Source organism: Shewanella sp. SM71, from assembly GCF_025653905.1.
GTDB lineage: Bacteria > Pseudomonadota > Gammaproteobacteria > Enterobacterales > Shewanellaceae > Shewanella > Shewanella oncorhynchi.
The window spans coordinates 12,704-36,465 of record NZ_JAKKRW010000011.1 but is presented as its reverse complement, the minus strand read 5'-3'; the positions used below and the strand labels follow the sequence as shown (position 1 = coordinate 36,465).

General features: G+C 40.0%; 21 protein-coding genes. 14 read left to right on the top strand and 7 right to left on the bottom strand.

The window, feature by feature from the left end; all coding sequences use genetic code 11:
• Positions 1–100: 100 nt before the first annotated feature.
• Together L5L97_RS12225 and L5L97_RS12220 are read right to left on the bottom strand one after the other, a co-directional pair.
• A complete protein-coding gene (locus L5L97_RS12225; RefSeq protein WP_263182170.1) occupies positions 101–1,366 on the bottom strand; it encodes a sensor histidine kinase in 1,266 nt (421 codons plus the stop codon).
• A complete protein-coding gene (locus L5L97_RS12220) occupies positions 1,338–2,006 on the bottom strand; it encodes a response regulator transcription factor (RefSeq protein ID WP_131525518.1) in 669 nt (222 codons plus the stop codon). Before L5L97_RS12220 ends, L5L97_RS12225 begins: the two co-directional genes overlap by 29 nt.
• An 86-nt stretch (positions 2,007–2,092) precedes the next feature.
• Here L5L97_RS12220 and L5L97_RS12215 point away from each other — a divergent pair, with 86 nt between their 5' ends.
• Positions 2,093–3,385, top strand: a complete 1,293-nt coding sequence (locus L5L97_RS12215; protein WP_263182169.1) for a DUF5666 domain-containing protein — start codon at positions 2,093–2,095, stop codon at positions 3,383–3,385.
• A 37-nt stretch (positions 3,386–3,422) separates the two neighbouring features.
• On the opposite strand, the gene L5L97_RS12210 is transcribed toward L5L97_RS12215, so the two are convergent.
• The 4 genes from L5L97_RS12210 to L5L97_RS12195 form a co-directional block, all read right to left on the bottom strand.
• Complete coding sequence (locus L5L97_RS12210; RefSeq protein WP_263182168.1) at positions 3,423–5,393, bottom strand: methyl-accepting chemotaxis protein; 1,971 nt, start codon at positions 5,391–5,393, stop codon at positions 3,423–3,425.
• Between the two features lie 128 nt (positions 5,394–5,521).
• The gene (gene envZ / locus L5L97_RS12205; RefSeq protein WP_263182167.1) at positions 5,522–6,838 is read right to left on the bottom strand and encodes a two-component system sensor histidine kinase EnvZ; all 1,317 of its coding nucleotides are present in this window, start codon (positions 6,836–6,838) and stop codon (positions 5,522–5,524) included.
• 42 nt (positions 6,839–6,880) lie between these two features.
• Positions 6,881–7,606 carry a two-component system response regulator OmpR gene (ompR, locus tag L5L97_RS12200; protein WP_006079507.1) on the bottom strand — a complete coding sequence of 242 codons (726 nt, stop codon included), beginning with the start codon at positions 7,604–7,606 and terminating at the stop codon, positions 6,881–6,883.
• 472 nt (positions 7,607–8,078) lie between these two features.
• Positions 8,079–9,161, bottom strand: a complete 1,083-nt coding sequence (locus tag L5L97_RS12195) for a hypothetical protein (protein ID WP_263182166.1) — start codon at positions 9,159–9,161, stop codon at positions 8,079–8,081.
• A gap of 297 nt (positions 9,162–9,458) precedes the next feature.
• Between L5L97_RS12195 and L5L97_RS12190 the strand changes: the two genes are divergently transcribed.
• The 4 genes from L5L97_RS12190 to L5L97_RS12175 all read left to right on the top strand — a co-directional run bounded on the left by L5L97_RS12190 (position 9,459) and on the right by L5L97_RS12175 (position 14,872).
• Complete coding sequence (locus L5L97_RS12190) at positions 9,459–10,913, top strand: WH2 domain-containing protein (protein ID WP_263182165.1); 1,455 nt, start codon at positions 9,459–9,461, stop codon at positions 10,911–10,913.
• Positions 10,914–11,430: 517 nt separating this feature from the next.
• The gene (locus L5L97_RS12185) at positions 11,431–11,982 is read left to right on the top strand and encodes a transcriptional regulator (protein WP_173497857.1); all 552 of its coding nucleotides are present in this window, start codon (positions 11,431–11,433) and stop codon (positions 11,980–11,982) included.
• A gap of 395 nt (positions 11,983–12,377) precedes the next feature.
• Positions 12,378–13,754 (top strand): hypothetical protein, encoded by a 1,377-nt coding sequence (locus tag L5L97_RS12180; protein WP_263182163.1) that lies wholly within the window; start codon positions 12,378–12,380, stop codon positions 13,752–13,754.
• A gap of 518 nt (positions 13,755–14,272) precedes the next feature.
• Positions 14,273–14,872 carry a hypothetical protein gene (locus tag L5L97_RS12175; protein WP_263182161.1) on the top strand — a complete coding sequence of 200 codons (600 nt, stop codon included), beginning with the start codon at positions 14,273–14,275 and terminating at the stop codon, positions 14,870–14,872.
• Between the two features lie 287 nt (positions 14,873–15,159).
• Here L5L97_RS12175 and L5L97_RS12170 read toward each other — a convergent pair whose 3' ends face one another.
• The gene (locus tag L5L97_RS12170; protein WP_263182160.1) at positions 15,160–16,254 is read right to left on the bottom strand and encodes a C58 family peptidase; all 1,095 of its coding nucleotides are present in this window, start codon (positions 16,252–16,254) and stop codon (positions 15,160–15,162) included.
• 563 nt (positions 16,255–16,817) lie between these two features.
• On the opposite strand from L5L97_RS12170, the gene L5L97_RS12165 reads away from it, so the two are divergent.
• The 9 genes from L5L97_RS12165 to L5L97_RS12125 are packed head-to-tail and all read left to right on the top strand — an operon-like array spanning position 16,818 to position 23,735.
• Positions 16,818–17,096 carry a hypothetical protein gene (locus L5L97_RS12165; RefSeq protein WP_014620520.1) on the top strand — a complete coding sequence of 93 codons (279 nt, stop codon included), beginning with the start codon at positions 16,818–16,820 and terminating at the stop codon, positions 17,094–17,096.
• A gap of 43 nt (positions 17,097–17,139) precedes the next feature.
• On the top strand, positions 17,140–17,835 hold the full coding sequence (locus tag L5L97_RS12160) for an EscR/YscR/HrcR family type III secretion system export apparatus protein (RefSeq protein WP_263182158.1): 696 nt from the start codon (positions 17,140–17,142) through the stop codon (positions 17,833–17,835).
• Positions 17,836–17,842: 7 nt separating this feature from the next.
• On the top strand, positions 17,843–18,520 hold the full coding sequence (locus tag L5L97_RS12155; RefSeq protein ID WP_242068364.1) for a type III secretion system apparatus protein VscT2: 678 nt from the start codon (positions 17,843–17,845) through the stop codon (positions 18,518–18,520).
• On the top strand, positions 18,513–18,800 hold the full coding sequence (locus tag L5L97_RS12150) for a hypothetical protein (RefSeq protein ID WP_173248293.1): 288 nt from the start codon (positions 18,513–18,515) through the stop codon (positions 18,798–18,800). Before L5L97_RS12155 ends, L5L97_RS12150 begins: the two co-directional genes overlap by 8 nt.
• Positions 18,790–20,253: a secretin N-terminal domain-containing protein gene (locus L5L97_RS12145; protein WP_263182155.1), complete on the top strand. Its 1,464-nt coding sequence runs from the start codon at positions 18,790–18,792 to the stop codon at positions 20,251–20,253. Before L5L97_RS12150 ends, L5L97_RS12145 begins: the two co-directional genes overlap by 11 nt.
• Positions 20,254–20,255: 2 nt before the next feature.
• Entirely contained in the window at positions 20,256–21,518 is a 1,263-nt protein-coding gene (vscN2, locus tag L5L97_RS12140) for a type III secretion system ATPase VscN2 (RefSeq protein WP_168826340.1), read from the top strand.
• Positions 21,472–21,867: a hypothetical protein gene (locus L5L97_RS12135; protein WP_173497860.1), complete on the top strand. Its 396-nt coding sequence runs from the start codon at positions 21,472–21,474 to the stop codon at positions 21,865–21,867. The genes vscN2 and L5L97_RS12135 overlap by 47 nt, the downstream gene beginning before the upstream one ends.
• A gap of 4 nt (positions 21,868–21,871) precedes the next feature.
• Entirely contained in the window at positions 21,872–23,515 is a 1,644-nt protein-coding gene (locus L5L97_RS12130; RefSeq protein WP_198572422.1) for a hypothetical protein, read from the top strand.
• The gene (locus L5L97_RS12125; RefSeq protein ID WP_173248286.1) at positions 23,502–23,735 is read left to right on the top strand and encodes a flagellar biosynthetic protein FliQ; all 234 of its coding nucleotides are present in this window, start codon (positions 23,502–23,504) and stop codon (positions 23,733–23,735) included. The genes L5L97_RS12130 and L5L97_RS12125 overlap by 14 nt, the downstream gene beginning before the upstream one ends.
• Positions 23,736–23,762 lie beyond the last annotated feature (27 nt).

Here is a 23,762-nt window from a genome sequence, read left to right as displayed (position 1 = left end):
TTGCGAGCATAGTGCCAAGACAAGCGTGAAGCGGTTGTGAAGATTGGGTTTGCAACTCAGAATTTGCTAAAACGAGGTCATTTATCCAAGATAACTTCAGTTAATGGGCATTATCTATAAACTGAACATAAGCCTGATAGCTAGCACCATCGTTTTGGGTTGAAAATGCCCAGCCCATTCGCTCGCAAATACGTTCAATAATAATTAATCCGCAGCCATAGCCTGATGTATCAGTACTTTGAGTGCTTAGTGGATTCAGTATCCATAATTGGTTGCTTTGCATCGTAATTTCAATGTTTCCGGCACTGTAATTGAAAGCATTTTTAATTAAATTACCTATCACTATGTCAATAAAGCTCAGTGGCGCCTTGATGCTCAAGCAATCTTTAAGCGTTAAGCTGTAGGTGATTTCTTGCTTGGCAAAGTGCTGCGCCAATTCAGCTAAAATGTGTTCAAGGCGTGGTGCTAAATCAATTTGGCTGTAGTGCTGGGATTCAATGTCTTCTTTTCCGAGAAGTAAAAAGGCCTCGGTGAGCGTTTTCATTTGATGCCCTGCGTAATCAATACGTGTAATGGCTTTTTTGACCATTAATTGTTGAGCCTCGGTTGTCGCATTGGGGATTTTTTTGAGCAATTCTACCGAACCTTGGATCACCATAATGGGCGTGCGTAGTTCATGGGAGGCAAAACGGCTAAATTCTTGTTCCCGAGTGAAGTAGGCGGCAATTTTAGCTTTGTTGCTTAATAGGGTTTGCTCAATCTGGCGGGTTTCACGGTATGAAGTACTCGGTGTTGATGTTGGTCTTTTTGGTGATAGTTGATTGATTTTATTTTCAATCTCAGCAAGTGGACTGGATAGCAGACGTACAAAATACAATCCATACGCCATGATAAACAGGAGCAAACCGATCCCCATAATAGAGATCAAAATGTGCATTCTATCTTCATAGCTATCAAGGAAATCGTCCGCGTCATCCTTATAAACCACATACAACAGCCCTTGCCCAGAAGGATGAGCGGATATTAAAAAGTGTTTATCTTCGTCACCCAGTTGATGTTCGTAAAATCCGGTATTTTGATAAGGTTGCAGCCAAGCTGGTACAAACTCTTTGCTCCAATATGTTTTCAATTCATTGATATCGGGGAGCTGTGCTTTATCACCAAACCTTTGATAATTCTTTAGATATTCGCGAGTCTCTGTGGCCAGCGTTTGCTCGAGGCTAATCTTCTCAATTTGTTCTTCGGCGATATAAATGAGGCTCCAAAAAATGGCAAACATCAAGCTAGTTAATACTAAAAAAGTGAGGCGGATTTTTTTATATAAACTCGGAAAATGCTCAGGGGATAAGTCGGTAACCTTGGCCATGGATAGTCTCTAATTTTGAGTCTGAAAAACCTTTATCGAGTGCACTGCGTAAGCTGTATATGTGGCTGCGAAGTGAATCACTCGAAGGTGCATCATCTCCCCATACTGTATCTACCAATTGCTCTTTACTCACGATAGCGGGCGCATGTTTTAGTAACAGTGAAAGAATGGTGCGCTGAATTTTACTGAGCTTAATTTCTTTACCAGCACGGGTAACTTGATGGGTTTGCAAATTTAAACTGATATCACTGAAGCGCAAAATACCCACATCTAAACGTGGGCCACGATTATGCAGTGAATGTAGTCGTAAGCATAATTCTTCCATCGCGAAAGGTTTATTTAAAAAATCATCCCCACCTGATGTAAAAGAATCAATTTTATCCTGCAGACTATCTTTGGCGGTTAAAAATATAATCGGTGTATTACAATAAATTTCTTCACGCAGTTTTTTGACCGTATTAATACCGTCTAATTTAGGCATCATAATATCCATTATGATGACATCGTAATGGTTTTGTTGAATCAAATTGATTGCACTTTCCCCGTGATATGCACAGTCGGCAATAATCCCCTCTAGGGTTAAATAATCCATGATTGTTTCAATAACATCATGATTATCATCAACAATTAATACTTTCATAGGTTAATTCATTTCTTCACATTTGCTTGACGATCTTCATACTAAGATGCCCAGCACTGATTTAACAAGACAAAATAGGGAAGAAAATGAATAAACTCTTAGTCTGTATTACGGCCATTTTGCTGGCAGGTTGCGGTGGTAATGATTCATCAACAGATACCTCTAAACCCGATCCTATCGTTCCACAACCTACGTTACCCGCAAAAATTAACGGTACAGTAACAAATATTGCTTCTGACAATAATTCGATTACGGTCAATGGATATAACGTCAATATCGCTAATGCTAAGATTCACTATGGTCAACAGCCGTTAGAGGTTAATGCCATTCAAATGGGGATGAGGGTCAAAATTGATAATGAAGGCCAACAGGCTAAAAATGTCATATTAGATCCAAGCCTTGTGGGTGAAATCAGTTCCGTTAATCAAAATACTATTGCCGTTAATGGGATTAATTTAGTCGTTAAACCAGCGGACGCTACCCAGTATAAAGTAGGCGATTGGGTGGCGGTAAATGGTTACCCAACGGTAATGGGAGAATGGCAGGTTAATTCTATAAACCTTATCCCCAATTTTGCGTTTGCTGAAATAGAGGGACGTGTCTCTGGATTAAACAAGGCCACGCAACAATTCAATATCGGTTCGGCAGTGATTAATTATGCCAACGCACGTTTAGAAGGCAGCTTACAGGAAGGCGCATGGGTCGAAGTGGAAGGCCAGCAAAGTGGTGCTTCATTTTTGGCCTCTGAAGTCGAGGTGGAAGATACGGCGTCTTGTAACGATATGGAGCTAGAAGGGACTATTACTTGGGTCAACCAAGATAAAACGCAGTTTGAGCTTAATGCCCGTACTCGACTCTATGTCACTACAAATACTCAATTTGAAGATGGCAAGCAAGCTAACTTGGTTGAAGGCAAGTTAGTCGATGTAGATATTCAATCTATGCCGCAGGGTTTATGGGCCAGAGAAGTTGAATTTGAAACATCACATGATAATGGTGGAATACCTCCAACCTTAGGTAAAAAGTTCGAGCTAGAAGGTCTGGCGACACTGACCACCAATAATCAGCTACAAATTAATGGATTTACATTTGATATTGATGCCAGAACTCAATTCGATGACGGTTTAACCTTAGCGACACTTGACCAAAAATGGATTCAAATAGAAGGTGTTGAACTTGCAGATAACCAGTGGTTAGTGAAAGAAATTGATCTTGAAGTGCGAAGCAATGAGCTTGATTTGTCGGGTTTAGTGATGCAAAAGACCTTGTGGGGCTATCAAGCGACTGATGCTTCATTAACGCCATTTGAAGGCAAATGGGTTGATGTCGAATGTCAGTTCGATGGCTCTAATATCCACAATTGTCGAATCGACGATTAAACACAAATAGAGAAATTAAGTGAATAAACGTGCGGTTTTAGGCCGCACGGTTTATTTGGCTTTGCCCAATCCCCAAGCTGGTTTCAATATCTTCTACACTCTGCTGTACTTCTTGGGCGATGACTTCACTCTGTTGTGAACTGGTTTGTGCCTGCTCTTTTAAGCTATCCATAGTGCGCACAAATTGATCGAGATAATCGACTTGCTCCTTGGCATTGAGCGAGCCTTGTTTAGCGGTATTGGCCATGTCGCTCGCTTGGTTTTGCACCGTTTGCGCCACTTGCCATAGGCTTTGAGCGCGCAGTTTTTGGCTGCTGGTGGCCTGTGCTATGCCATCGACACTCTCACTGAGGGCATGATTCGATTGGGTCAGTTGCTGCAGAATCTTCACGATTTCGTTTAAAGACACTTGGGTGCGCTGACTTAAATTTCGCACTTCATCGGCAACCACGGCAAAGCCGCGACCTTGCTCTCCCGCCCGCGCAGCTTCAATGGCGGCATTGAGGGCGAGTAAGTTAGTTTGTTCGGCGATATTGCCAATTACATCAATGATTTTCGACACATCCGTCACTGAGTTATTCAGGCTTTCAAGGGAAGCATGGCAAAGGCCAACGGCGGTTTGCGTCTGCTCAGTTGCGCTCAATACCGCCTCGGCTTGTGCTTGACTCGACTGCATTTGGCGCATGGTTTCGGCGGCGCTGTCTTCCACAAGCGCCGAAGTGTGGCTCACCTCATTGGCGAGGCTGCGGATATGCTCGGTCTGTGTTTGCGTATCGGCCACAATCGTTTGGGTATGCTCTGTGTGTTGTGATAGCTGAGTAATGCGCGCCACCAGTTGGCTTAATGATTGAGAAACCTTAGTGATTTGCTGGCGCTGTGCCTCGTCTTCCTGTTCAAACCTGTGCAGTAACTGGTTGAAATGACCTGCGATTTGGCCCGTCTCGCAGCGACGATTAATGTCTAAACGCTCGCGGCTGTTCGATTCGCTTAATTTCATAAAAGCTTGGTTGAGACGTTTTAGCGGTTTGACGACACGATTTTGCTGCAGGATTAAATAACCAATCGCAAACAAGGCCATGATGGAAACCATAGTGTAGAGGATTAGCTGTAACTCATATTTCAGCTGCTGGTTCTTTGCTGCCTGAGCCTCACCTAAACCAATAAGCTGTTGTTCCACATTGCTAATCGCTTGAATGAGTTGATCTTGCATCTCTTGGTTGGTTTGCAGTAATTGGTGGGTATTGGCGACTTCTTTGTTGTATCGATTGGCGAGACTGAGCAGTTCACTGCGGTCACTCTCGCCGATTTCAATTTGTTCCGGTTCGCTGGCACCGAGTGCAAATTCATCTGCTTCTTGCTGTTCATATACGCCGATTAACGGCAGTGCGCTGAGGGAGTCGTGCCACGTATTTAGCTCTTTGCTGGTGCTGTCTAAAATACCCTTGAGCTGCTGATTTTTACCGATCAGATAGCCATCGGTCAGCTGGGAAAGTTGGTAGACGATAGAAGGTAAATCGCGGCTCAATTGCAGATATTGTTCGGCGACCGCCGCATTTGTGGCTAAGCCTTTATCGGCATAGCTGCCCAGACGACGGTTGTAGTCGAGCATTTCAGATTCGGCGTGGGCGAGCAGTTGCCTAGGATTGCCTGCGAGTTTACCCGCGGCGCGGTACTTGGTATCTAAATCTTGAATGAAGTTGCTTAGGCTGGCTTGCAAGTCATTGTCGGTAGCGCCCATGGCTGCGAGGTTAAGCTGCGTGAGCTGGTTCTTAATGGAGCTGAGTTTGGTTTTCGCTTGTTCAAGTTGGCTAGCGTTGCCACTGGCTAAATAGCCATCGAGATCGCGGCGTACACCGACGAGAAAATCCTGCTGAATAGCTTGTAATGTAAGTGTTTGCTGCTCAATTTGTTGCCGCTGATCACTGCTCCACAGCACTACGGCTGCTAGCAATCCCGCGAGCAATAACAACAGGGCAGAAGCAGAAAGCGACAGCGTTGAAATTTTCATTTTGCAATCTTCATAATGGTCAGAGCCAGTAACTGTGCTGAGTTTATGAATTTAAGGTGACATTAATATGACAAGTGCTCACTTGGATGTCAGCGTTGTCATTTGATTTGCAAATATGTGATCTCGCGTTATTCCAGCGGCAGCCACACTTGGGCTTTTAAACCGCCTTCGGCGCGGTTGGAGAGGGTAATTTGCCCTTGGTGTCTATCTATAATCCGTTTGATAATGGCGAGGCCTAGGCCCGAACCAACACTACCACGGGCGATATCACCTTGGGTAAAGGGTTGAAATAATTTGGTAATTTGCGACTCATCGATCCCTGGGCCGTTATCTTCAACGCTAAAACCGACACGCTTGCCATCGAACTGTGAGCTAATGCGGATCCAGCCAGAACCATAGCGAAAGGCATTTTCGACTAAGTTACTCAGTACCCGCTTGATGGCAATCGCTTGGAATTGGGCTTCGGGGCAGTCAGTTAACACCACTTCTATTTCACCGGCGCGATTGGCTTCTGCTTGAGCGACATCTTGAATGAGTTTATTGATTTGACCTAGCTCACGGCTGGTTTCCTGATCTTGGCGAATATACGCAATAAACTGGCTAATGATGGCGTCCATATCTTCGATATCGTTGACTATGCCATCTTTAAGATATTGATCTTCCTCAACCATCATCTCTGAGGCGAGGCGAATACGGGTGAGTGGCGTGCGCAAGTCGTGGGAGATCCCTGCCATCAATAGCGCTCTGTCCTGCTCCAGTTGCTTCATGCTGTGTGCCATCTGGTTGAAAGTATTGGTAACTTCGACAATTTCACTCGAACCTTTTAGCGGCAAGGGGTCGGGAAATTCACCGCGGGAGACTGAAATCGCGGCTTTTTGTAGTCGCCTAAGTGGGCGGTTTTGCTGGCGAGCAAACCACCATCCCCCAGCGACACTGAGTGCGCCAATCACCATTAAATAAAGGGTGAGTGGCGAAAGATCTGAAACATTTTGGCCGATAAGTGGCACTTTTATCCAAATAGAGGGCGCCTGTGGTGGACGGATCCAAATCTGTAATACGCTGCCATGGGTGACGCGGACTTCAGCATCGCCGCCAAGATATTCCGACATCTGCGATGACCAGAAACCATAGTAAGTGGCTTGCTCAATACCCGCTTCATGCGCTTGCTGTTGATTGTAGATTTTCATGCCATCGTCGTGGACTTTGGCATTAAGGGCATCGACTATGGTTAAGTGTTCGCGGCCAATATCTATGCCGTCGACAAACAGTAATTTGACTTGGCGAGCGATTAACTGATTGATTTGTTGGTAACTTGGCTTAAGTACATAGACGGCGACCGTGACGTAAGACACCAGCTGATTGATCAGTAATAGGCAACCAATCAGCATCACGGTTTGACTAAATGCGCTGCGAGGAACAAACCGCCACCAAAACTTAGGTTTCATCGTGGGCTCAATAACCGCAGTAGATTAAGATGGCGGCGCGGCTCATCGACGCGCTGCGCCATCGGGCACAAACACATAACCTAATCCCCACACCGTTTGAATGTAGCGTGGATTCGCAGGGTCTTTTTCGATTAAACGCCGCAGACGTGACACTTGCACGTCGATGGAGCGTTCTAGCGCCGAATAATCGCGGCCACGGGCGAGGTTCATCAATTTATCCCGAGACAAGGGCTCGCGTGGATGGGTAACGAGCACTTTAAGCACGGCAAACTCACCGCTAGTGAGTGCGATGGATTCGTCGCCGTGGTACATCTCACGGGTCGCTAAATCTAGCGAGAACTCACCGAAGCTAATCTGTGCTTCCTGCTGAGCGGGCGCACCGGGCACATCTTGGGTTTGGCGACGCATCACGGCTTTGATCCGTGCAAGTAATTCCCGTGGATTGAAAGGTTTTGGCAGATAATCGTCAGCACCCAACTCTAAACCAATAATACGGTCGACTTCATCGCCCTTGGCTGTCAGCATCACGATCGGAATGGGGTTACCTTGTTGGCGCAGTCTACGACAGATAGACAGGCCGTCTTCACCGGGCAACATCAAGTCGAGCACGAGTAAATGGAAGTTTTCGCGTTCTAATAGGCGGTCCATCTGCTCGGCATTGGCCGCGCTGCGCACCTGATAACCTTGCTCCATCAGGTAACGCTCGAGTAACGCTCGCAGGCGCATATCATCATCGACGACGAGGATTTTCGAGGTTTCTTGTCCCATGGGATGTCCTTTAATTGCTCAGATTGGTGCTTATTCTACTGACGAGAAACAGTTAAGATTAACCAACTGGCTGAAATTGAAAACGAATCTGCCTAATATAGCCGCATTCAACCAAGGCGACTAGCTCACCTTAGTAACTTGAATGCGATAAATGCTGACATTGATTGCCCAATGTTAATACTAAGCAAATGAAATTGCATGGGAATACTCGCGTTTATTCACGCTATAGCTGAAATTGTAACTAAATTGGCATCAGCAAAAGAGGTGATTTAAAAGCCATTATGCACAGAGATGATTTAGTGGATAGAAATAGTACACATACTTTGATGAATGTACTATTTGCACGTTCAGCTCATAAAGTCATCACAGAACTAAGAACCGTTGTTAGCTCCATAACCATAAAAAGTGGTTATGGAGCCATCTATGGAAATAGAGCTCCAATCATTGATTGTTACAAGCGGTTTGAGACAGTTTACTTCCAATTAATCATATCGATTAAGGGCGTTGAATCGCTATTGGTTCCTGGACACTTAAGTAATGCTCCTGCTGTCGCTTGGTACTCAGGCTTGATGTGCTCTTGTATCCAGCCTTGAGCTCTTATTAGATCCTTACCCATGAGCCCGAAAATACGTTGTGGGTTTACAACTGGGGCATTTGGGAAGAAGTCACCGCTAGTGGCTCCAATCATGCTCAATAAAATGGCGTAGTTATCGTGGTTTTGGTCTGCGAGTGGATCCCCGTTTAAAATCGCATTTGTTAAATGCGCTGTGGTGTACTCTGGCGTGCAGACAATACCATTCTCGCCATCGTTATAATCCGCCGCGACCAGATTTTCCACATCAATATGATGCACATGGCTGCCTTTATAGGTTAGATTTTCAGGTTTAATATCGTGCAGGAATATCTCCTCGCTATGTAAGGAACATAAATCTTCTAAGAGTGATTTAAAGTGAATTAAGGGAATCTTGTCCCCTTGTTCAATTAATTGCGCTACTTCAATGCCACCATTATGGGCAATCATGGTCGAATCGTTTACATAAATAGAAGGACAAATTGAAGGATGCGATCTAAGTTGGTTCATTGCTAATTGGTTGTATTTATTTTTATCTATATCAAACGTGTCATTATGAATATGTAATTGCACAAATTGACTATCTTGGCGTACTAACTGTTTGTAGGTTCCTTTCCCAGCAGGTTGAAACTTAGTTGGTGTTTTTGCGACTAATTCGGTTTGTGCATTATAGAAGTAGCTACGTCCTGCCTTAGCATTTGTGAGTGATTTTATACCTACTGTATTGAGCTCTTTTTCAGCTTTTTTTTGTTGATAAGAGCGATAACTTTTTTGTATTAGCTGAGCCGCTTCGATTTTCACTCGATGGAGAGATTTTTTGACATTGTTGATCTCTGCGAATGAACTTATCGTTTTCACAGGCTTTAGCGTATCAGCTCTACGTTGGGAAAGTTTTACGATATTGAGCGTGTTAGGTATAGCTGCGAATTGATTGTAGCTTTTATAGCTGGAAAAATTAGAATAATTGCTTGTATGAATAGGCATTATCAAATCTCTGAATGGAATATTAATACTAAAATAAATGAAAATTTTATTAATGGTTAATGGCAAATGATGAATAAAAAATGATTAATTTACTTGAGCAATCCTAATTTTTAACTAACTAGTGATTACTTTTACCTGTCTAAATAAACAGAGTGATTAAGTCATTCCAGTTTTACTCAGAATATTTCAGACAAAGTCTGTGTGTCCCCTTTCTACTTATTTATATAGTGATGGAGTAGATAATTAATTGCTCACATATTTCAAACACTAGTGAGCCTATGACCAGAGGAGTACCGGATGCCAATTTCCAATCACATCATCAATCCACCTTCATCAGATATCAAGAGTGAGGGCGTCAGTAACGCCGCAACTGATAAACTCGAGATTAAGCAGGTGAGTAATAGGCCTAGTATAAAAAAGCGTTTTTTATCGCTGTTTCAATCTATCCGTCTTAAATCTCGCTCGAAGAATGGCAAAGAAAAGTCAGTTGCGAATAAACCGCTTCAGTTAGCCAAACCAGCCCAAGTTGCCAAAATGGCAGTTACAGCGCCGCAGCAAAATGCGGATTCTAGACTGTCATTAATGCAAGCGATTCGTGATGGCGTTGAGTTGCGATCGGTAACGGCAGATCAGAAAGCGCGACCTGTGACGCCCAATGCCGATACTTCATTTTTACAAGAAGTATTGAAAAAAATGCAAGACGCTCGGATGGTTTTATCCAGCCAAAGTACTGCACCATCCACAGTGCAAGGAGATATTCAGCCTCCTGTCGTATTAACTATGGCAAGTGGTACATTGCCACCGCCACCGCCACCGCCACCTTTGCCGCCACCGGCTCCGATCCTGCCAGTAGGTGCGATGGCAAGTGACGTGGTTGCGCCGTCAGGTGGAGGAAAGGACGCTTTGCTAAATGCAATTACAGGTTTCAATAAAAACAACCTTAAAAAAGCAGTTACTGGAATCAAAAATGATGATGTTCAGGCACCTGTAACAAAAAATGAGCCCATGGATGAACTCTACTCTGATGAATTACTTAAAACAGCGCCCAATATGAATCAAGCTAATAGAGAGTTGCTCTGCCAACAAATTAGCGATTATGTTGTCAATGCTATGGAGGTTAATTGGGAAGGCATTTTACTCGATCAATATGGGCAGTATGCGGATATTGATGCGTTAGAGGCGGCAATGAACGGGCAGTCTAAATCGATTTCAAGTTATTGGGCCGAAGTGAAACGTTTTCCTGATCTATGGAAGCGAGCCGATGTTGTGTCTGATCAGCCTTTCCAGACGCAGCGTAAAGGTGTTGCTACTGAGGCGATGAGTCGCCTCGATTCAGGAAAAACTCGGCTTTTCCGTTCGGATAGTAGCCGTGGCGCCATTGAGATGAAAAAAGGGGAAGCTATTTTAGATGGGGCTCGTCGCACAGCCAATCAGCTGACGACAAATGAAGAAAAATTGAATTTACTGGGTAGCAATTACCGTCAGTCAGCACTCAAAGTTCTTACAGAAATGCCTTTTATGGAAGGATTCGCTACTAAGAATGGTAAAGATGCGCAGGCAAAGTTGGAAAAGCAATTTATGGCAAACATCCATGGAGCCGACAGTCTTAAAGCTGATATATCAAGATTCCTATCGACTCATATGAAAACTGGATTTGAAGACTTTACGTTTTTAGGACAGGAGGCTTTGGTCAAAAAACAGAGTGAGTTAATAAAAGCATTACAATTAAAACTGGGTTATTCTAACAGTTAAGCTAAACATAGTAAGTCGGGTCTAAGTAGATATTTTAGACCTGACTTATGACTTAATATATATAGATTTGTAAACATAAACATATGTGTACACATTAATAAATTAATTTTCGAAACTAAACTTTCCTAAAGGTAAATTTTTAATTTAAAATAATTAAGGTGAGTATAATAATATGTGTCATATTTTCAAGTATGAATATTTAGGTTTTTGTTAGTTATATTCTCTGAGGTTCCCGTAGTTCCTTATCACCTACTAAGCATATCAGCACAATGCTCTGTAATCTTAATAATTAGTATTTACATTCGGCAGCTTGATACATTTGGTTTCGTTTGTTTTTGCATTGTTTTCAAAGCTGCAAAATGTCCGCACCTTGTTTTTTGAGTGTGTTTTTTTCGATTTTTTTCTGGTTAATTCATCTTTTTTTGGCGATTTTTTATTACTTTATTCTGAAAAAAAGACCACAATGTAACTCTGGGTTAATTTTGTGATGAACGAGTAATTCTTAGGAGGAATAGCAATGGCAAGAAACTATGCGTTAGGAAATCAGATGGTTTTTGATGTGCTTAAAAGACAGGTTAGCACTGAGGATAATGTAGTTAGCATAGGTGGACGTGAGGCTGTAATATTAAAACTACTATGTGATCATGTAAATGAAGTTGTAGGTAAGGAGTATATACAAGAAAAAGTTTGGGGTAAGGTTTTCGTGAGTGAAACATCATTGACAAAAGCCATTTCCAATTTAAGAAAATCTCTTGCGCAATTTGATAACTTAGCGTGCGAAATAAAAACCATTTCTAAAGAAGGTTATATACTGATTCTGGATGAAAGTGTTTCAGGCGTTTTAATTGAAGAGGAATATCCGATTTTTGAGATAAAGAATATTAAGCAGAGTCGTAAAGAATCCTTAAGTAATATCAATGTTTCTCCATATTCAATCGAACGAAATTTATCAATTCGTACTGACATACCAATGAGAAATATATATTTTTTATTGGTATGTTTTTTCTCTGCTCTTCTTGCATCCATGTTAACAGTAGGAGCAATAGTCGTTTTCAATAAGTTTTTTTAAAATTATATTTCACGTAAATTTAAACTTATGCGTGCCAAGATTCATATTGGTTGACTTTTATTTTTAAAATAAGAGTTGATTCAATCTAAAAGATTTTTAGTGTAATTTTTCACGTTCAAATTCAACCTTGAAACGAAATGAAATCATACGCAAGATTGTCTTAAATATTCTACTAGTATTCTATAATTTATGGGCTTCTCTACAGAGATTTGAGCCAAGGATAAGGCTTTTTTTGCTCCTTTAAAGTCACTTTTACATCTTGGTATAAGCGCGACTGTTGGTTGTTATACATGTCGTTCGGTGATAGTTATTTTTTACGGATTTTTTCATAAGTAATCTGGTGATATTGATGTGCAGGATGATGGATAATTAAAGCTTAACCTCTAGGAGATATTATGCTTTCATTAAACAAACTAGCTGCATGCGGACAGACTGAAACATCTGAAATCATGGATAAAAAAAATATTGATTTAGATGTCAAAAAAATTTCCCACATTGAGAATAAAGATCCCATTGTTTCTTTAAGTAAATTATTGAGTCCAAAACCTTACCAAAAAGTAAAAGTAGAACTAAAAAGCGGCAGTGAAATTTTTTCTTCTTTAATTAAAAATAAATTAATAAATGGTAAAAGTACTGCTTCTGAACGGGCTCTCGATGCAATGGCATCTAGTTTAACTAATATTCTTAATACGGCAACAGATGATGTAGATCTAAGTGGGAAGAAGGTATATGTGAAAAACTTTCTTCAATGCGATCAAAGTAAGCCTGTCAAAGTGACATCTGATCAATTTACACTTGTGCATAAAGCAGAGATCTTTTCACGGTTATCAGTATGTTTTGATGGGTTTATGAATTCTAACCAAAGTGATTTATCTGAACGTTTGAACACAATCAGAGACAAATTATCAAAAAATGAAAAATTGAATGAAAGTGAAGAGAAACACTTATTTGAAAAATTAACTAAAGATGCATTGAAGGACACTCAAGGTAATAACCTTTATACAAACAAACTCTTGAAACCAGAAAATTTAGTGTTAGAGTTTCCTGGTGATGCTGCGGTTGTTAAAAATGAAACTGAAGCAAGAAATAATAAGATATTAGTTGAGAATTTTGGCTTTCCTAGCAGCCTTTTAGATAGACCAAGCGCTAAGCTCCATGAAACCTATGCATTAAACGCATTTATGAGTGAAAAAGGTGAGCCAGTTACTTTAGGTCAGCTTTTTGGTGGTGCCTTGCAAGGTATTATGCGGGACCCTGTCGATTCCAGTAAAAGTAAAAGTGGCTTATTTAATGAGGGGATTTTAGCTTCTGGGGGGTTACATTTTGATTTTAAGCCTAACGAAAAAATGTATCAAAATAATATCGATACGTTAGGCCAAGATATACTTGATTTAGCTGTAAACCTCAATATGGATAATTTCAGCCGTCCTGATATGGAGGGTTTCACTGCAGGTGTATCTGGAAATGCTCTGCATTATACCATTCAGACAGCTAAACTCTGTCGTGCCACTAATGCTACATTTAATTTCGAACAAGTGCTTGATGTATGCTTAGACCACTTAGTTGGTGATAGCGTAAAGCAGCCTGTGCATCATAGTTTACCTGAAGTGATACAGGGGGCATATATAGCCAATATGCTAATAAATAAAGGTGTATTGGATAAAAATGATAAAATTATGAAGCATGATGAAATGTATAGTAGTTTAAAGAGTGCCATTTCTGATGCAGATAAAAAAATCATAGACTTGATGGCAACGACTTATCGTAGGTAATGAGTTAGTCTCTGGCATTAATTGATATCACAATGTCTCAGTGTTATTAAAAAACCACTTTTAAAAGTGGTTTTTTATTGCAGATGTTATTTAAGATTTGGTTAATGTTTTTATATTTATAAACTAAAGCCATTTGTAGTATGAGAATAATATTAATGTATGTTTTGCATAGTCATTGATTGCATTCTTCGTGGAAGATGGTGTGCTTTTCATCAACAAATTTAGAGGTGTATATGTTATTTATTATAATTCCTTCCCTTCGATAAAAGCTTGGGTTAAATATATCATCGAGTGAATTAAAAAAGTTGGATGTAAAAAGTGTTCGTAATGTGGATATTTTACGCTTAAAGCAAACTTTGATAAGGAGCCTGAATATAAAAAAAAGGGAAGTAATAGCCACATTTTTAGCCAAGCTAGCTACACCACAAAAACTACTACTACTACTACTACTACTACTACTACTACTACTACTACTACTACTACTACTACTACTACTACTACTACTACCAAGACCAAGGTTGAAGCCACAACTGCAGCATGAAGTTTTGCCATTGCATCTAGCACTGTCAAGTCATGTTGACTCAATAAACATCCGTCATCCAGAAATAATATCTCAATTAAAAGAGGAGGCTAAGGCGGGAAAATATGAAAAATTTGAGGGGACAAATCGAGAAGTATTTATCGATAAAAAAACAGGGAGAGGGTATAAGATCTTTAAACAAGATAGTACGTGGGGAGCGTTAACTAATGCCGACTTAAGAGTAAATGATGTATATCGTAATCATAATTTCTATGATGGTAAGTATGCATTTTTTGCGAACAATGACCTTATTACTATGAGGGATGATAGAGTATGTGGCTCTCCACGAGTAAGAGTGTTTACTTTTCAAAAAATACCAGGTGCAAAGCATCTAGATAATCATGAAAAAATTCCATATTCAGTGCTGGTTATGATGGAACAAGCAGGTTTTAGACCTTTTGATGTAAAGCCTGATAATTTTATGAAAGTCAAAAATTCACATGGAAGATATGACTATTTGCTTATTGATGCAAAACAGATAGGATTAACGAGGAGCAATAGCGAACGCTCTAGGGAGGTTCGTGAGTTTAAGCAATAACATGGTCCTTATTATTATGGTCAACGTTATGTTGATTATAATAAATAAAACTCATTAATTTGAATAGTCATTTGGTATTGGTTAGTGTTAAACGGCTGGACAAAAATGGTCGGGAAGTGAATGGTTACTCAATATCCTCACTATAAAGCTGCGAGCAACCAATTGAAGTGAAAAGGCTAGCTTAATATTTCTCCATTAAGAGTTGCAGATAGTGGAGGTCGCAATGACGACCTCCTTCTTTGAAAAGTGGATTTTACTGGGAAATCAGAGAAATGTTCGGAGCTATGCTAATTATTTTCTTCAACTGCAGTTAATATTAAGTCTTGATCCAGCTTTAAGTCTGTATATATTCTGGTCGATGAAGTCAGAATAAATGACTTCATTTTTTCTGACGTTGAAAAAGAAAACTCTCCAAGATTAGGATCGAAATATTTGTACTGTTTCGCTTGGTCGTCGATAAATGCTGCGACTTCATGTCCATAACCTTTATTTTTGGGAGAAAGACCCAATAAATGGAAACCTGCCTTTTTTATATTAAGGTTTGTTTCATTTTCCGAGACAGCTAACCCACTAGATTGCAAATATGATGCTACTTCTTTGTTTATTTTTAGGTTAACAACTTCTTCTAAACCCTCTTTTGTGTCCATATCATTAAAAAAGTGAACACCCTGATGTTTGTCAGCACACCATTTTATGGCGAGCGTTGAACATAGCCCATCTTTACCTACTTGAATATTCTTCAGTATGCTCGATTGATCCCAAGTGACATCAAGACATCCACCGAAATGATTGGCAAGCAGTTGTTGATTTTGTGGTAATGAAAAAAGTATCGAGAGAATTTTTTTAGTCGCGTTAGGTTTTAAAGCTTCATCAAGTTGACCACGATTTTCATATTTTTTGAAAATGCCATCAACCACACTATTATCTGAGAAGCTTGCTCTTATGAATTCAAATAATTCTCGATAATTGCTAGGGAGAGTGGTCAGCTTAACCCCTACGAGCTGGAAATCTCTAATGATAGCAGATTGGCCAATCGTTTTATCATTAGTCTTATGAATGATGCTTGCAAGCCGTTTATCTTTATTGAATGCTTTTAATACACTTTTCGTTAATCCTTTAGTACTAAGTGTTGATACTTCATTTTTTGTTTCTTCTCGCTTTACATCAAAAATTCGACCATATTTTGCATCACTAATTTTATCCTTCAATATTATAACTTTTTCCCGTTTAACAGGATTTTTTGTTACTAATAATGTTTTGTCTAACCGAGAAATGTCGACTTTATTAATGCTTTTCACATCTATATTTTCAAGATTACTCAATTCGATCGATGAAACACTTAATCCAAGATTAGATCGTATTGAAATTGGAACAAGAGACATAGACACCTAAAATTTTAATTGCAATATTTATAGTGAATATTAGTATATTTAGTTAGATATAATTGTAAGATTGTTTATGAAATATTAAGGCAAAGGTTACCATGCAAGTCTTATGAGTTTAAATTGTCGATTCAACATATAAATGACTATAAGTCATGCAGCTTGATTTAACTTAAATGTATGGGAAGAGATAATATCTATGCAGAATGTTCGGCGCGGCTTACAGCTTAAAGGTTCAGAAGATACAGGTCATTGTGATTTACGGTAATTTTATTTTTTAAAAAACCATATTAATCAGTGGTTTTTGGCCGTGTTCAACAGACGCGCAAAGCGCCAAGGATAAATTAATACATTAGCTGATTGTGCTTTTAATGAGCTTTTTCCGTGTTTTATCAGAAGTTTTCACTGGCTTGGCCTGGCGCAGATGGCTTATATTTTGCGCATTCTAGAGCTATCTAGAAGTTTGTGCATGTATGTAAAATTAAAATTAAGTAGGCATGTTAAGTATAAGTAGGCATGTTAAGCATTAGAAATAAACGTATGAATAACTAGGGATGTATTAAATGGCTCAACAATTATCAACTGGGTATATAAGTGGTGTTTTTGGCGGTTTAGTTAATAATGCCGACGATAAGGTCAGTACATTCATTACCGATCATACTGGAAGTGTTGATAAAGATGGAAAATTTACACCAGATAAAGATGGTACACTTATTTTGAGTGCATCTGATTCTTTATCGCTACAACAGTTAATGGCAGATCAAAGCATTACCGCTCAAACCTCAACAACTACATTAAAATCAATTAAAGACTCTATTTCTGCAGCGGCAAGAAACATTTAACTTTAATTTTATAATGCATTATGGGCAATAGAGAGTGCTATAGATGTTGCAATTATTGAATCCAGATAATGCATTTTCAGGAGCAAATTTAATTTTGCTCCTGACTCTGATCTTGTTGTCTACCGTCTTTTTTATCTGTTTCTCTGGATATGTTAAATATAATATTGTACTTAACATCATTAAAAATGCGGTGGGTACACAACAAATTCCACCTACAATAGTAGTGAATTTACTTGCGGCATTAATGGCGCTTAATAGTATTTGGCCTGATATAAAACCCGGATTAGAGAGGGTTAAGCCATATTTTATTGAGCAGATTAATGGAGGAATAGACCCTGACGTCTTGCAATCATCCTCCCTATTTGAGGATAAAAATCCAGAACAAGTGACTATGTATTATCTGGTCAGCAATGTATTTGAGTTTTTCCCTGAACTGTTGGCGAGGGCGCAGCGTAAAACTAATGAACTAACTGGCATTATTGACATTCCACTTAATTTTGACTCAGGGAGTGATACACTAAAATATTTTCTTGGTAATCTGATTTTAGATTTGTATCAAGGTTTCGAGTTTGGCCTAAAGCTATACATGATATTTGTGAGTATTGATTTTTTAATTGCCGTGATTCTCAGTGGTGTAGGTATGACTATGTTATCACCGACGGTAATATCGACACCTGTAAAACTCGCAGTATTTTATTTTTCTGATAGTTGGACTATTTTATTTAGAGCGCTCCAGTGATATGGACATGCTTTTATTTCCTAACTGGCTGTTATTTGCAGGATTATTTTTATTTTTAAAAATTTATAATCCAACACGTCTTTATCTTGATAATTCGACGGCACTTGCTATTGCTGTTGGACTTGCAATTGTTATAGATTCTAGTGATTTAGGAAATATTCCAACTCCTTTTTGGGTATTAAGCGTTATTATTTTTGCTATGTTTTCATCTGTACCTTATTGGCTCAGTGGTATGGTTGGCAGTGTTATACAACAGTTATTATTGCTTAACGAACAGTCTGTACAAGATAAACGTTTTACTGATGAGTCTGAAGCGCTATCTAAGATTAGCTCTTTGATGTTTTTGATGTATGCCTTGGACTCTGGTGTGGTTTTTAGACCTTTGCTGGCGGTGATCTCAGAGAATATTGAACAAGGTGCTAATGTTGGTTTTGATACTTTGTATTTTTACATCACTGATAGCTTAACTATGATGGCTATGGTGACTGGTAAATACATGGTTCTGTTGTTGTGTATTACTATTTGTTGTGGCTATGTTGACCTTTTTTTCAAAAAAGCTTCTTTATCTATTAGTACAACAGCAGATATTAAAGCTATCACCATGATTATTATTCTTAACCTATGGCTGTTACAAGATCAGTTTTATGTTTTTAAACAAATAATGAAAAAGGCAGGGTATGAGTAACATTAATTTATTGAATGTCACATTGAATAGTCAGCAAATTAAAACCACTTCAGAAAAGGATGCCCTTCAGTTTGAGTCAGAACTCAAAGCTGCTGGTGAAGTACATTTAAGTGAACAATTTTCCGATAGCCAAGTAAAAGTACACGCTAGTAAGCAAAATGATTATGTTACTGAAGAAGAGTTTACGATGAAAATAGTAGAGCAAGCCATTATTAATCAAAGTATCAGACAAATGAAAGTTAGTCAGGAACGTATGAAGGAGATACTTGATGAAGTCTAGAATCTTACTTATTTTCCTTTTGTTTACGGCATTTACTTGTCAGGCAAAGGTATTTATCAAGCAGTCTGATATCGATTTGAAAGGCGCCTTGGCGGCAATAGCTAAGGATATGCAGCTAAAGTTAGTTGATGATATTGAAGAAAAAAAGGCTAAACAGCCTATTACTCAAACACTCTCTGGTGACGGTCTCGATTTGTTGGACCAGCTTTCTGATGTTTATGATTTTGATTGGTATGTATATGGCGGGACACTAACGGTTCACTCTGGTCAGGCTTATATAAATCATGCATTTAAACCCAGAAATATTACGCCAGCTAGCCTGCTTAAAGAATTAAAGAGTACGTTCAGAGCCAATAATACGACGAAAATTGAACTCGTGGGCAGTGGCAACTCTATCTTTATTTCAGGAACACGTAAGTTTGTTAATGACGTTGTTGTCTACTCTAATATGATTGATAAAAATCAGTTTTTAGAGAATGGTAATAATTTGGAATTGGCACGGATCGAGTTTGATTATATATCTGTTATGGATCGCCAAATTGATTCATATGACGGTAATGTTATTTTTCCTGGTGCGCAGTCTTTAATCTCATCGGCAATTGAGAAAATTGGTCAGTTTGAGAATATTAGCGATGGAGAAATGGTTAAGCGCGCTTATAAACTAAAACTTAACCAAAATGATAAACAACAGCTTGAAGAGGATGAGTTTACCTCTAAAGTCCAGGTATTACCTGGAAGTAATGCATTGCTAGTTCGTGGTACCCCTGAGGAGATCCAGTTAGCTAAGCGTATTGCCACTCTTATTGATGTTAAACGGCAGCAGTTGCTATTTTTCCTTCGGGTTTATGATGTTTCGGTAGAACGAACTGAAGCACTAGGTGTTAATAGTTCATGGTTGAATGGCAGTCGAGGTCTGTACGATATTATCGTTCCACCCTTTACGGATACAGTAGATTTTTTCAAAAATTTTCAAGCTTTGTATACTAATAATATGGCTAGAGGAGTATATGAAACTAATCTCTTAGTCTTAGAGAACCAGCAAGGGCATTTTGGTAAAAAAGAAACGGCTACAGTTGTACTTATATCTGATAAGCAAGTATCAACTCAAAAAATTGAGGCCGAAAATAGTTTGTATGTCACTGGCCGTTTATTGCCATCGGGAAAAGTGCAGGCGAAATTTAGCTATATAGAAGAGTCACTGAGTGATGATAAGACAGAAGGCGGAGCTACTCAGGCGCCTAGAGTTAACTCTCAATCTTTGACATCAGAAGTCTATATTGAACCAGGGCAGACCGTTATTCTTGGAGGATTTGACAATACAGTGACTGATAGTGTCGAGAATGGTGTCCCTATCCTTTCAAGTATTCCTTGGTTAGGTGAATTATTTAAGAGTAAGAAGGAAACTAAACGTAAATATAAACGTTACGTATCAGTGTCATTTAAGGTTATCTAGTCATGATCAAACATTTTTTTAAGGTTAAAGAATCTTATCAAGATACAGTGATTTGTCATGTCAGTATAAATACTTTTGTGGGGCAGGAGTGCTTCATTATCACAGTCGCTAATGAGCGTATTCGTGGTGAGATAATGAAAATTACTGGTAAAAGAGTAGAAATTAAGTTGCTTCAGCCTGGTGCTATTCAACGGGGAAGTAAAGTTGAAATTACCCCGCGGCGCTTCTGTTTCCCGCTGAATGAAACGGCTCTTATTGGTAAGGTCATTAATTGCTATGGCGAGTCATTGTATGGTGAACAATATTTGGGCGGTGAGGGTGATTACTATGATCTACCCATTATCGATAAGCCTATACCGCTTAATATTCGCGCACCAATCGACACTGTTTTTCCAACAAAAATTAAAATTATTGATGGCTTATTCACCATTGGAGTAGGGCAGCGTTTGGGCCTATTTGCCCCCGCAGGTGCTGGCAAAACTACTACGGTTTCGATCATGGCAAATAACATGGATGCCGATGTGGTGATTTTCGCCATGATTGGTGAGCGTGCAAGGGAGGTGGTTGAGTTTTTGGAGGGAGAGATTGGTCCTGCTGTGATTCAAAAATCGATCACTATAGTGTCTACATCCGAAGCAAATCCGTTGGAGAAAGTGAGATCGGGTTTAGTCGCTGTATCTATTGCTAGGCATTACATGGCTCAGGGCAAGAAAGTGGTGCTCTATTTCGATTCATTGACACGTTTTGCACGTGCACAAGCCATGTTAGATGGTACTCCCATCGAGGGCGGAATTCCGATCGGAGTCTCTTTGGCACTGTCACGACTGGTAGAGAATTGTGGTAACTCTATTCATGGCTCAGTGACTGGAATTTTTACGGTATTGATTGAAAAAGAAATTGATGAAGATCCTATTGCACATGAAGTTAAGTCACTGATTGATGGACATTTGGTCTACTCAACGACAATTGCTTCTACTGGCCGTTATCCTGCTATTGATGTACTAAAGAGCAAGAGCCGTCTACAAAATAAAGTTCAGGATCCTCAATATGTAAGTCTTTCTGAAAAGTTCAAAGATATGGTGTATCGCTATTTTAATGTTGAATTGTTAATCCGAGTCGGCGAGTACGAGAAAGGTAACGATTTGGCGACCGACGAAGCGATAGAGCGCTTCCCATATATCATGGAGTTTTTGAAGCAAGGTTACGACGGGGTCGAATATGAAGAAACCCTCCAAGCAATGGATCGAATTTGGTCAACTTATTGATGTAGTTGACATCAGAATTGGCAAGCAACAACGTAAATTAGCCAAACTAAATTTGAAGCATCAAGAGCTATTGGATTCGATAGAGGCCTCATGGGCATTAATCGCCAATGAGCAACAAAAGTTAAAAAGTCTAGTCGTTAAAGACGAATTAAATGGGCTTTCTCGTTTGTTTCAGCGAAGAGAAAGCGTTAAGTCTCATATCGAGTCTTTATTCTTCGATGCGTCTGTGACCCAACAAAATGCTAATGAATTAGCTGCCGAGATTGCCCTTGTTATCGCTGAAAAGCGAAGGCAAGAAAAACGAAAGGACGCTTTAGCTGAGATCCAAGAACAGTTAAGAGATGAGTGACAAAATGACAAAGATGGATAGACTTGCCCCAGTTGCCCAAATAGCCTGTTTGAGCCCAGTAGAGAGCGAATTTGAACAGCTTTTGAATCTATCAAAACGGCAGGCTTCTTCTCATGATGCATCAACATTTGATGGTGAAAAGGAGGCCATTGAAAGCCATGAGGCTGAGCATGAAGAGGGTTTTATTTGGGGGCATGTTGTACCTGTCACGGCTTATGTACCACTTCGGCAGCATATATTTTCGGCGAGTAAAGCTATCAGAATCCATTCGTCTGATGCAGTTAGTGGCAGTCGGCTTAAACTAGAGACCAGTGAACCATTGGCAAATGTGGCTAATTTGCAGCGGCCTAGACGTGCAATACCAGTAGCGAATCATGTTCAATCTCAGTTAAAAGTGAGCAACACTGATGAGGTTGCGATGAATACCCAGGTGTCATCTTCAACGGTGCCAGTCAGCAAGTCTTTGAACACAGCTCAGTCAACAGTAGGTGCGGATAAGATTACGCTCCCTCTGAGGGCAAAGTCTGAACTTTCTCAGCCATTACTCAAGTCGTCACTAATAAAGCAACCTACTACGGCAATGGGGTTTGAGTCAGTAGTGAATGCTCAAGTGTTAGAGGCGCCTGTCGGCAAATCCTTGATAGTAGAGCGCCCAGTTGTGAATTCAGAACAGGCTACGCGCTCACTGACGCGATTACCTCAATCTATTGCGGCAGTGCCTCAACCGACTCAGTCGTCACCAATTAAGTCGCCACTAATAAGTCAGCCGCCCGCTGTTATCGGACGAGAGTCTGGCGCGAATGCTCAAGTGTCAACGACGCTGGTTGGCAAATCCTTGATAGTAGGGCAACCAGTTGTGAATTCAGAACAGGCTACGCGCTCACTGACGACACCACCCCAGTCTATGGCGGCAGTGCTTCAACCGACTCAGTCGTCACCAATTAAGTCGCCACTAATAAGTCAGCCATCCGCTGTTATCGGACGAGAGTCTGGAGCGAATGCTCAAGTGTCAACGACGCTGGTTGGTAACTCCTTGATAGTAGTGCAACCAGTTGTGAATTCAGAACAGGCTACGCGCTCACTGACGACACCACCCCAGTCTATGGCGGCAGCGACTCTGTCGTCACCAATTAAATCACCACCAATAAGTCAGCTGGCTGCTATGGAGGGGGAGTCTGGAGTGAATCTTCAAAAGCAATCAGAATTAACAGTTGCTCACTCTAATGTACCTGTTTTGGCTCGAGTACAGCGAGAATCGAATGCTAATAAAGGCTTATCCGCCGGAGAGAAGAAAGAAGACCCGGTTATTAAAGCTTTTGTACCAGTTCATTCAAATTTAGAAGTAAAGGAGGGAGGTCAGCACATAAATAAGGTTTTTATTGAGGAAAAATCTTCAGTTTTAGTCACTCAGATGGAATTACCAAGTCTAGGTTCTAAACTTGTGGCGATTGGAGCTGTGAGTGCAGGCATGACTGTCCAACCTGTATTGTCTTCGTTGATGCTGCATTACCAAATCGCACCCGAGTATTTTACCCAATATGCGCAATTGAACACCTATCGAGTATTTTTTCGCAATAAGTACTACGTATTCCAGTTTGAGGATAACAAAGTGACTAACTTTCTTGAGGATTATTATGACCGTCATTGATGTCACAGCGGCATGCTTAGACATTCTCAAGAGTGCGATTATTATTTTTTCGCTTAGTTTTGTCGTCACGGGAGTTATTGTCGGTCTGTTGCAAACTGTGTTTAGTGTGCAAGATCCAGGCTTACCTATGGCGGCTAAATTAGTTGTATTTATCGTTTTACTTACACAAGTTGGCGGTGGGATTTATGATCAATTCCATCTGCTTTTTGGGCAACTCTAACATTGAATAGTTAAATATTAACTTTTA

Excerpts from the sequence above, each read along its gene's own strand:
- L5L97_RS12215 (WP_263182169.1), top strand. The coding sequence starts at position 2,093 with ATGAATAAACTCTTAGTCTGTATTACGGCCATTTTGCTGGCAGGTTGC.
- L5L97_RS12195 (WP_263182166.1), bottom strand. The coding sequence starts at position 9,161 with ATGCCTATTCATACAAGCAATTATTCTAATTTTTCCAGCTATAAAAGC.
- L5L97_RS12180 (WP_263182163.1), top strand. The coding sequence starts at position 12,378 with ATGCTTTCATTAAACAAACTAGCTGCATGCGGACAGACTGAAACATCT.
- L5L97_RS12155 (WP_242068364.1), top strand. The coding sequence starts at position 17,843 with ATGCTTTTATTTCCTAACTGGCTGTTATTTGCAGGATTATTTTTATTT.
- L5L97_RS12165 (WP_014620520.1), top strand. The coding sequence starts at position 16,818 with ATGGCTCAACAATTATCAACTGGGTATATAAGTGGTGTTTTTGGCGGT.
- L5L97_RS12225 (WP_263182170.1), bottom strand. The coding sequence starts at position 1,366 with ATGGCCAAGGTTACCGACTTATCCCCTGAGCATTTTCCGAGTTTATAT.
- envZ (WP_263182167.1), bottom strand. The coding sequence starts at position 6,838 with ATGAAACCTAAGTTTTGGTGGCGGTTTGTTCCTCGCAGCGCATTTAGT.
- L5L97_RS12185 (WP_173497857.1), top strand. The coding sequence starts at position 11,431 with ATGGCAAGAAACTATGCGTTAGGAAATCAGATGGTTTTTGATGTGCTT.
- L5L97_RS12150 (WP_173248293.1), top strand. The coding sequence starts at position 18,513 with ATGAGTAACATTAATTTATTGAATGTCACATTGAATAGTCAGCAAATT.
- L5L97_RS12130 (WP_198572422.1), top strand. The coding sequence starts at position 21,872 with ATGACAAAGATGGATAGACTTGCCCCAGTTGCCCAAATAGCCTGTTTG.
- L5L97_RS12210 (WP_263182168.1), bottom strand. The coding sequence starts at position 5,393 with ATGAAAATTTCAACGCTGTCGCTTTCTGCTTCTGCCCTGTTGTTATTG.
- L5L97_RS12125 (WP_173248286.1), top strand. The coding sequence starts at position 23,502 with ATGACCGTCATTGATGTCACAGCGGCATGCTTAGACATTCTCAAGAGT.
- L5L97_RS12135 (WP_173497860.1), top strand. The coding sequence starts at position 21,472 with ATGAAGAAACCCTCCAAGCAATGGATCGAATTTGGTCAACTTATTGAT.
- L5L97_RS12160 (WP_263182158.1), top strand. The coding sequence starts at position 17,140 with ATGTTGCAATTATTGAATCCAGATAATGCATTTTCAGGAGCAAATTTA.
- vscN2 (WP_168826340.1), top strand. The coding sequence starts at position 20,256 with ATGATCAAACATTTTTTTAAGGTTAAAGAATCTTATCAAGATACAGTG.
- L5L97_RS12190 (WP_263182165.1), top strand. The coding sequence starts at position 9,459 with ATGCCAATTTCCAATCACATCATCAATCCACCTTCATCAGATATCAAG.
- ompR (WP_006079507.1), bottom strand. The coding sequence starts at position 7,606 with ATGGGACAAGAAACCTCGAAAATCCTCGTCGTCGATGATGATATGCGC.
- L5L97_RS12170 (WP_263182160.1), bottom strand. The coding sequence starts at position 16,254 with ATGTCTCTTGTTCCAATTTCAATACGATCTAATCTTGGATTAAGTGTT.
- L5L97_RS12220 (WP_131525518.1), bottom strand. The coding sequence starts at position 2,006 with ATGAAAGTATTAATTGTTGATGATAATCATGATGTTATTGAAACAATC.
- L5L97_RS12145 (WP_263182155.1), top strand. The coding sequence starts at position 18,790 with ATGAAGTCTAGAATCTTACTTATTTTCCTTTTGTTTACGGCATTTACT.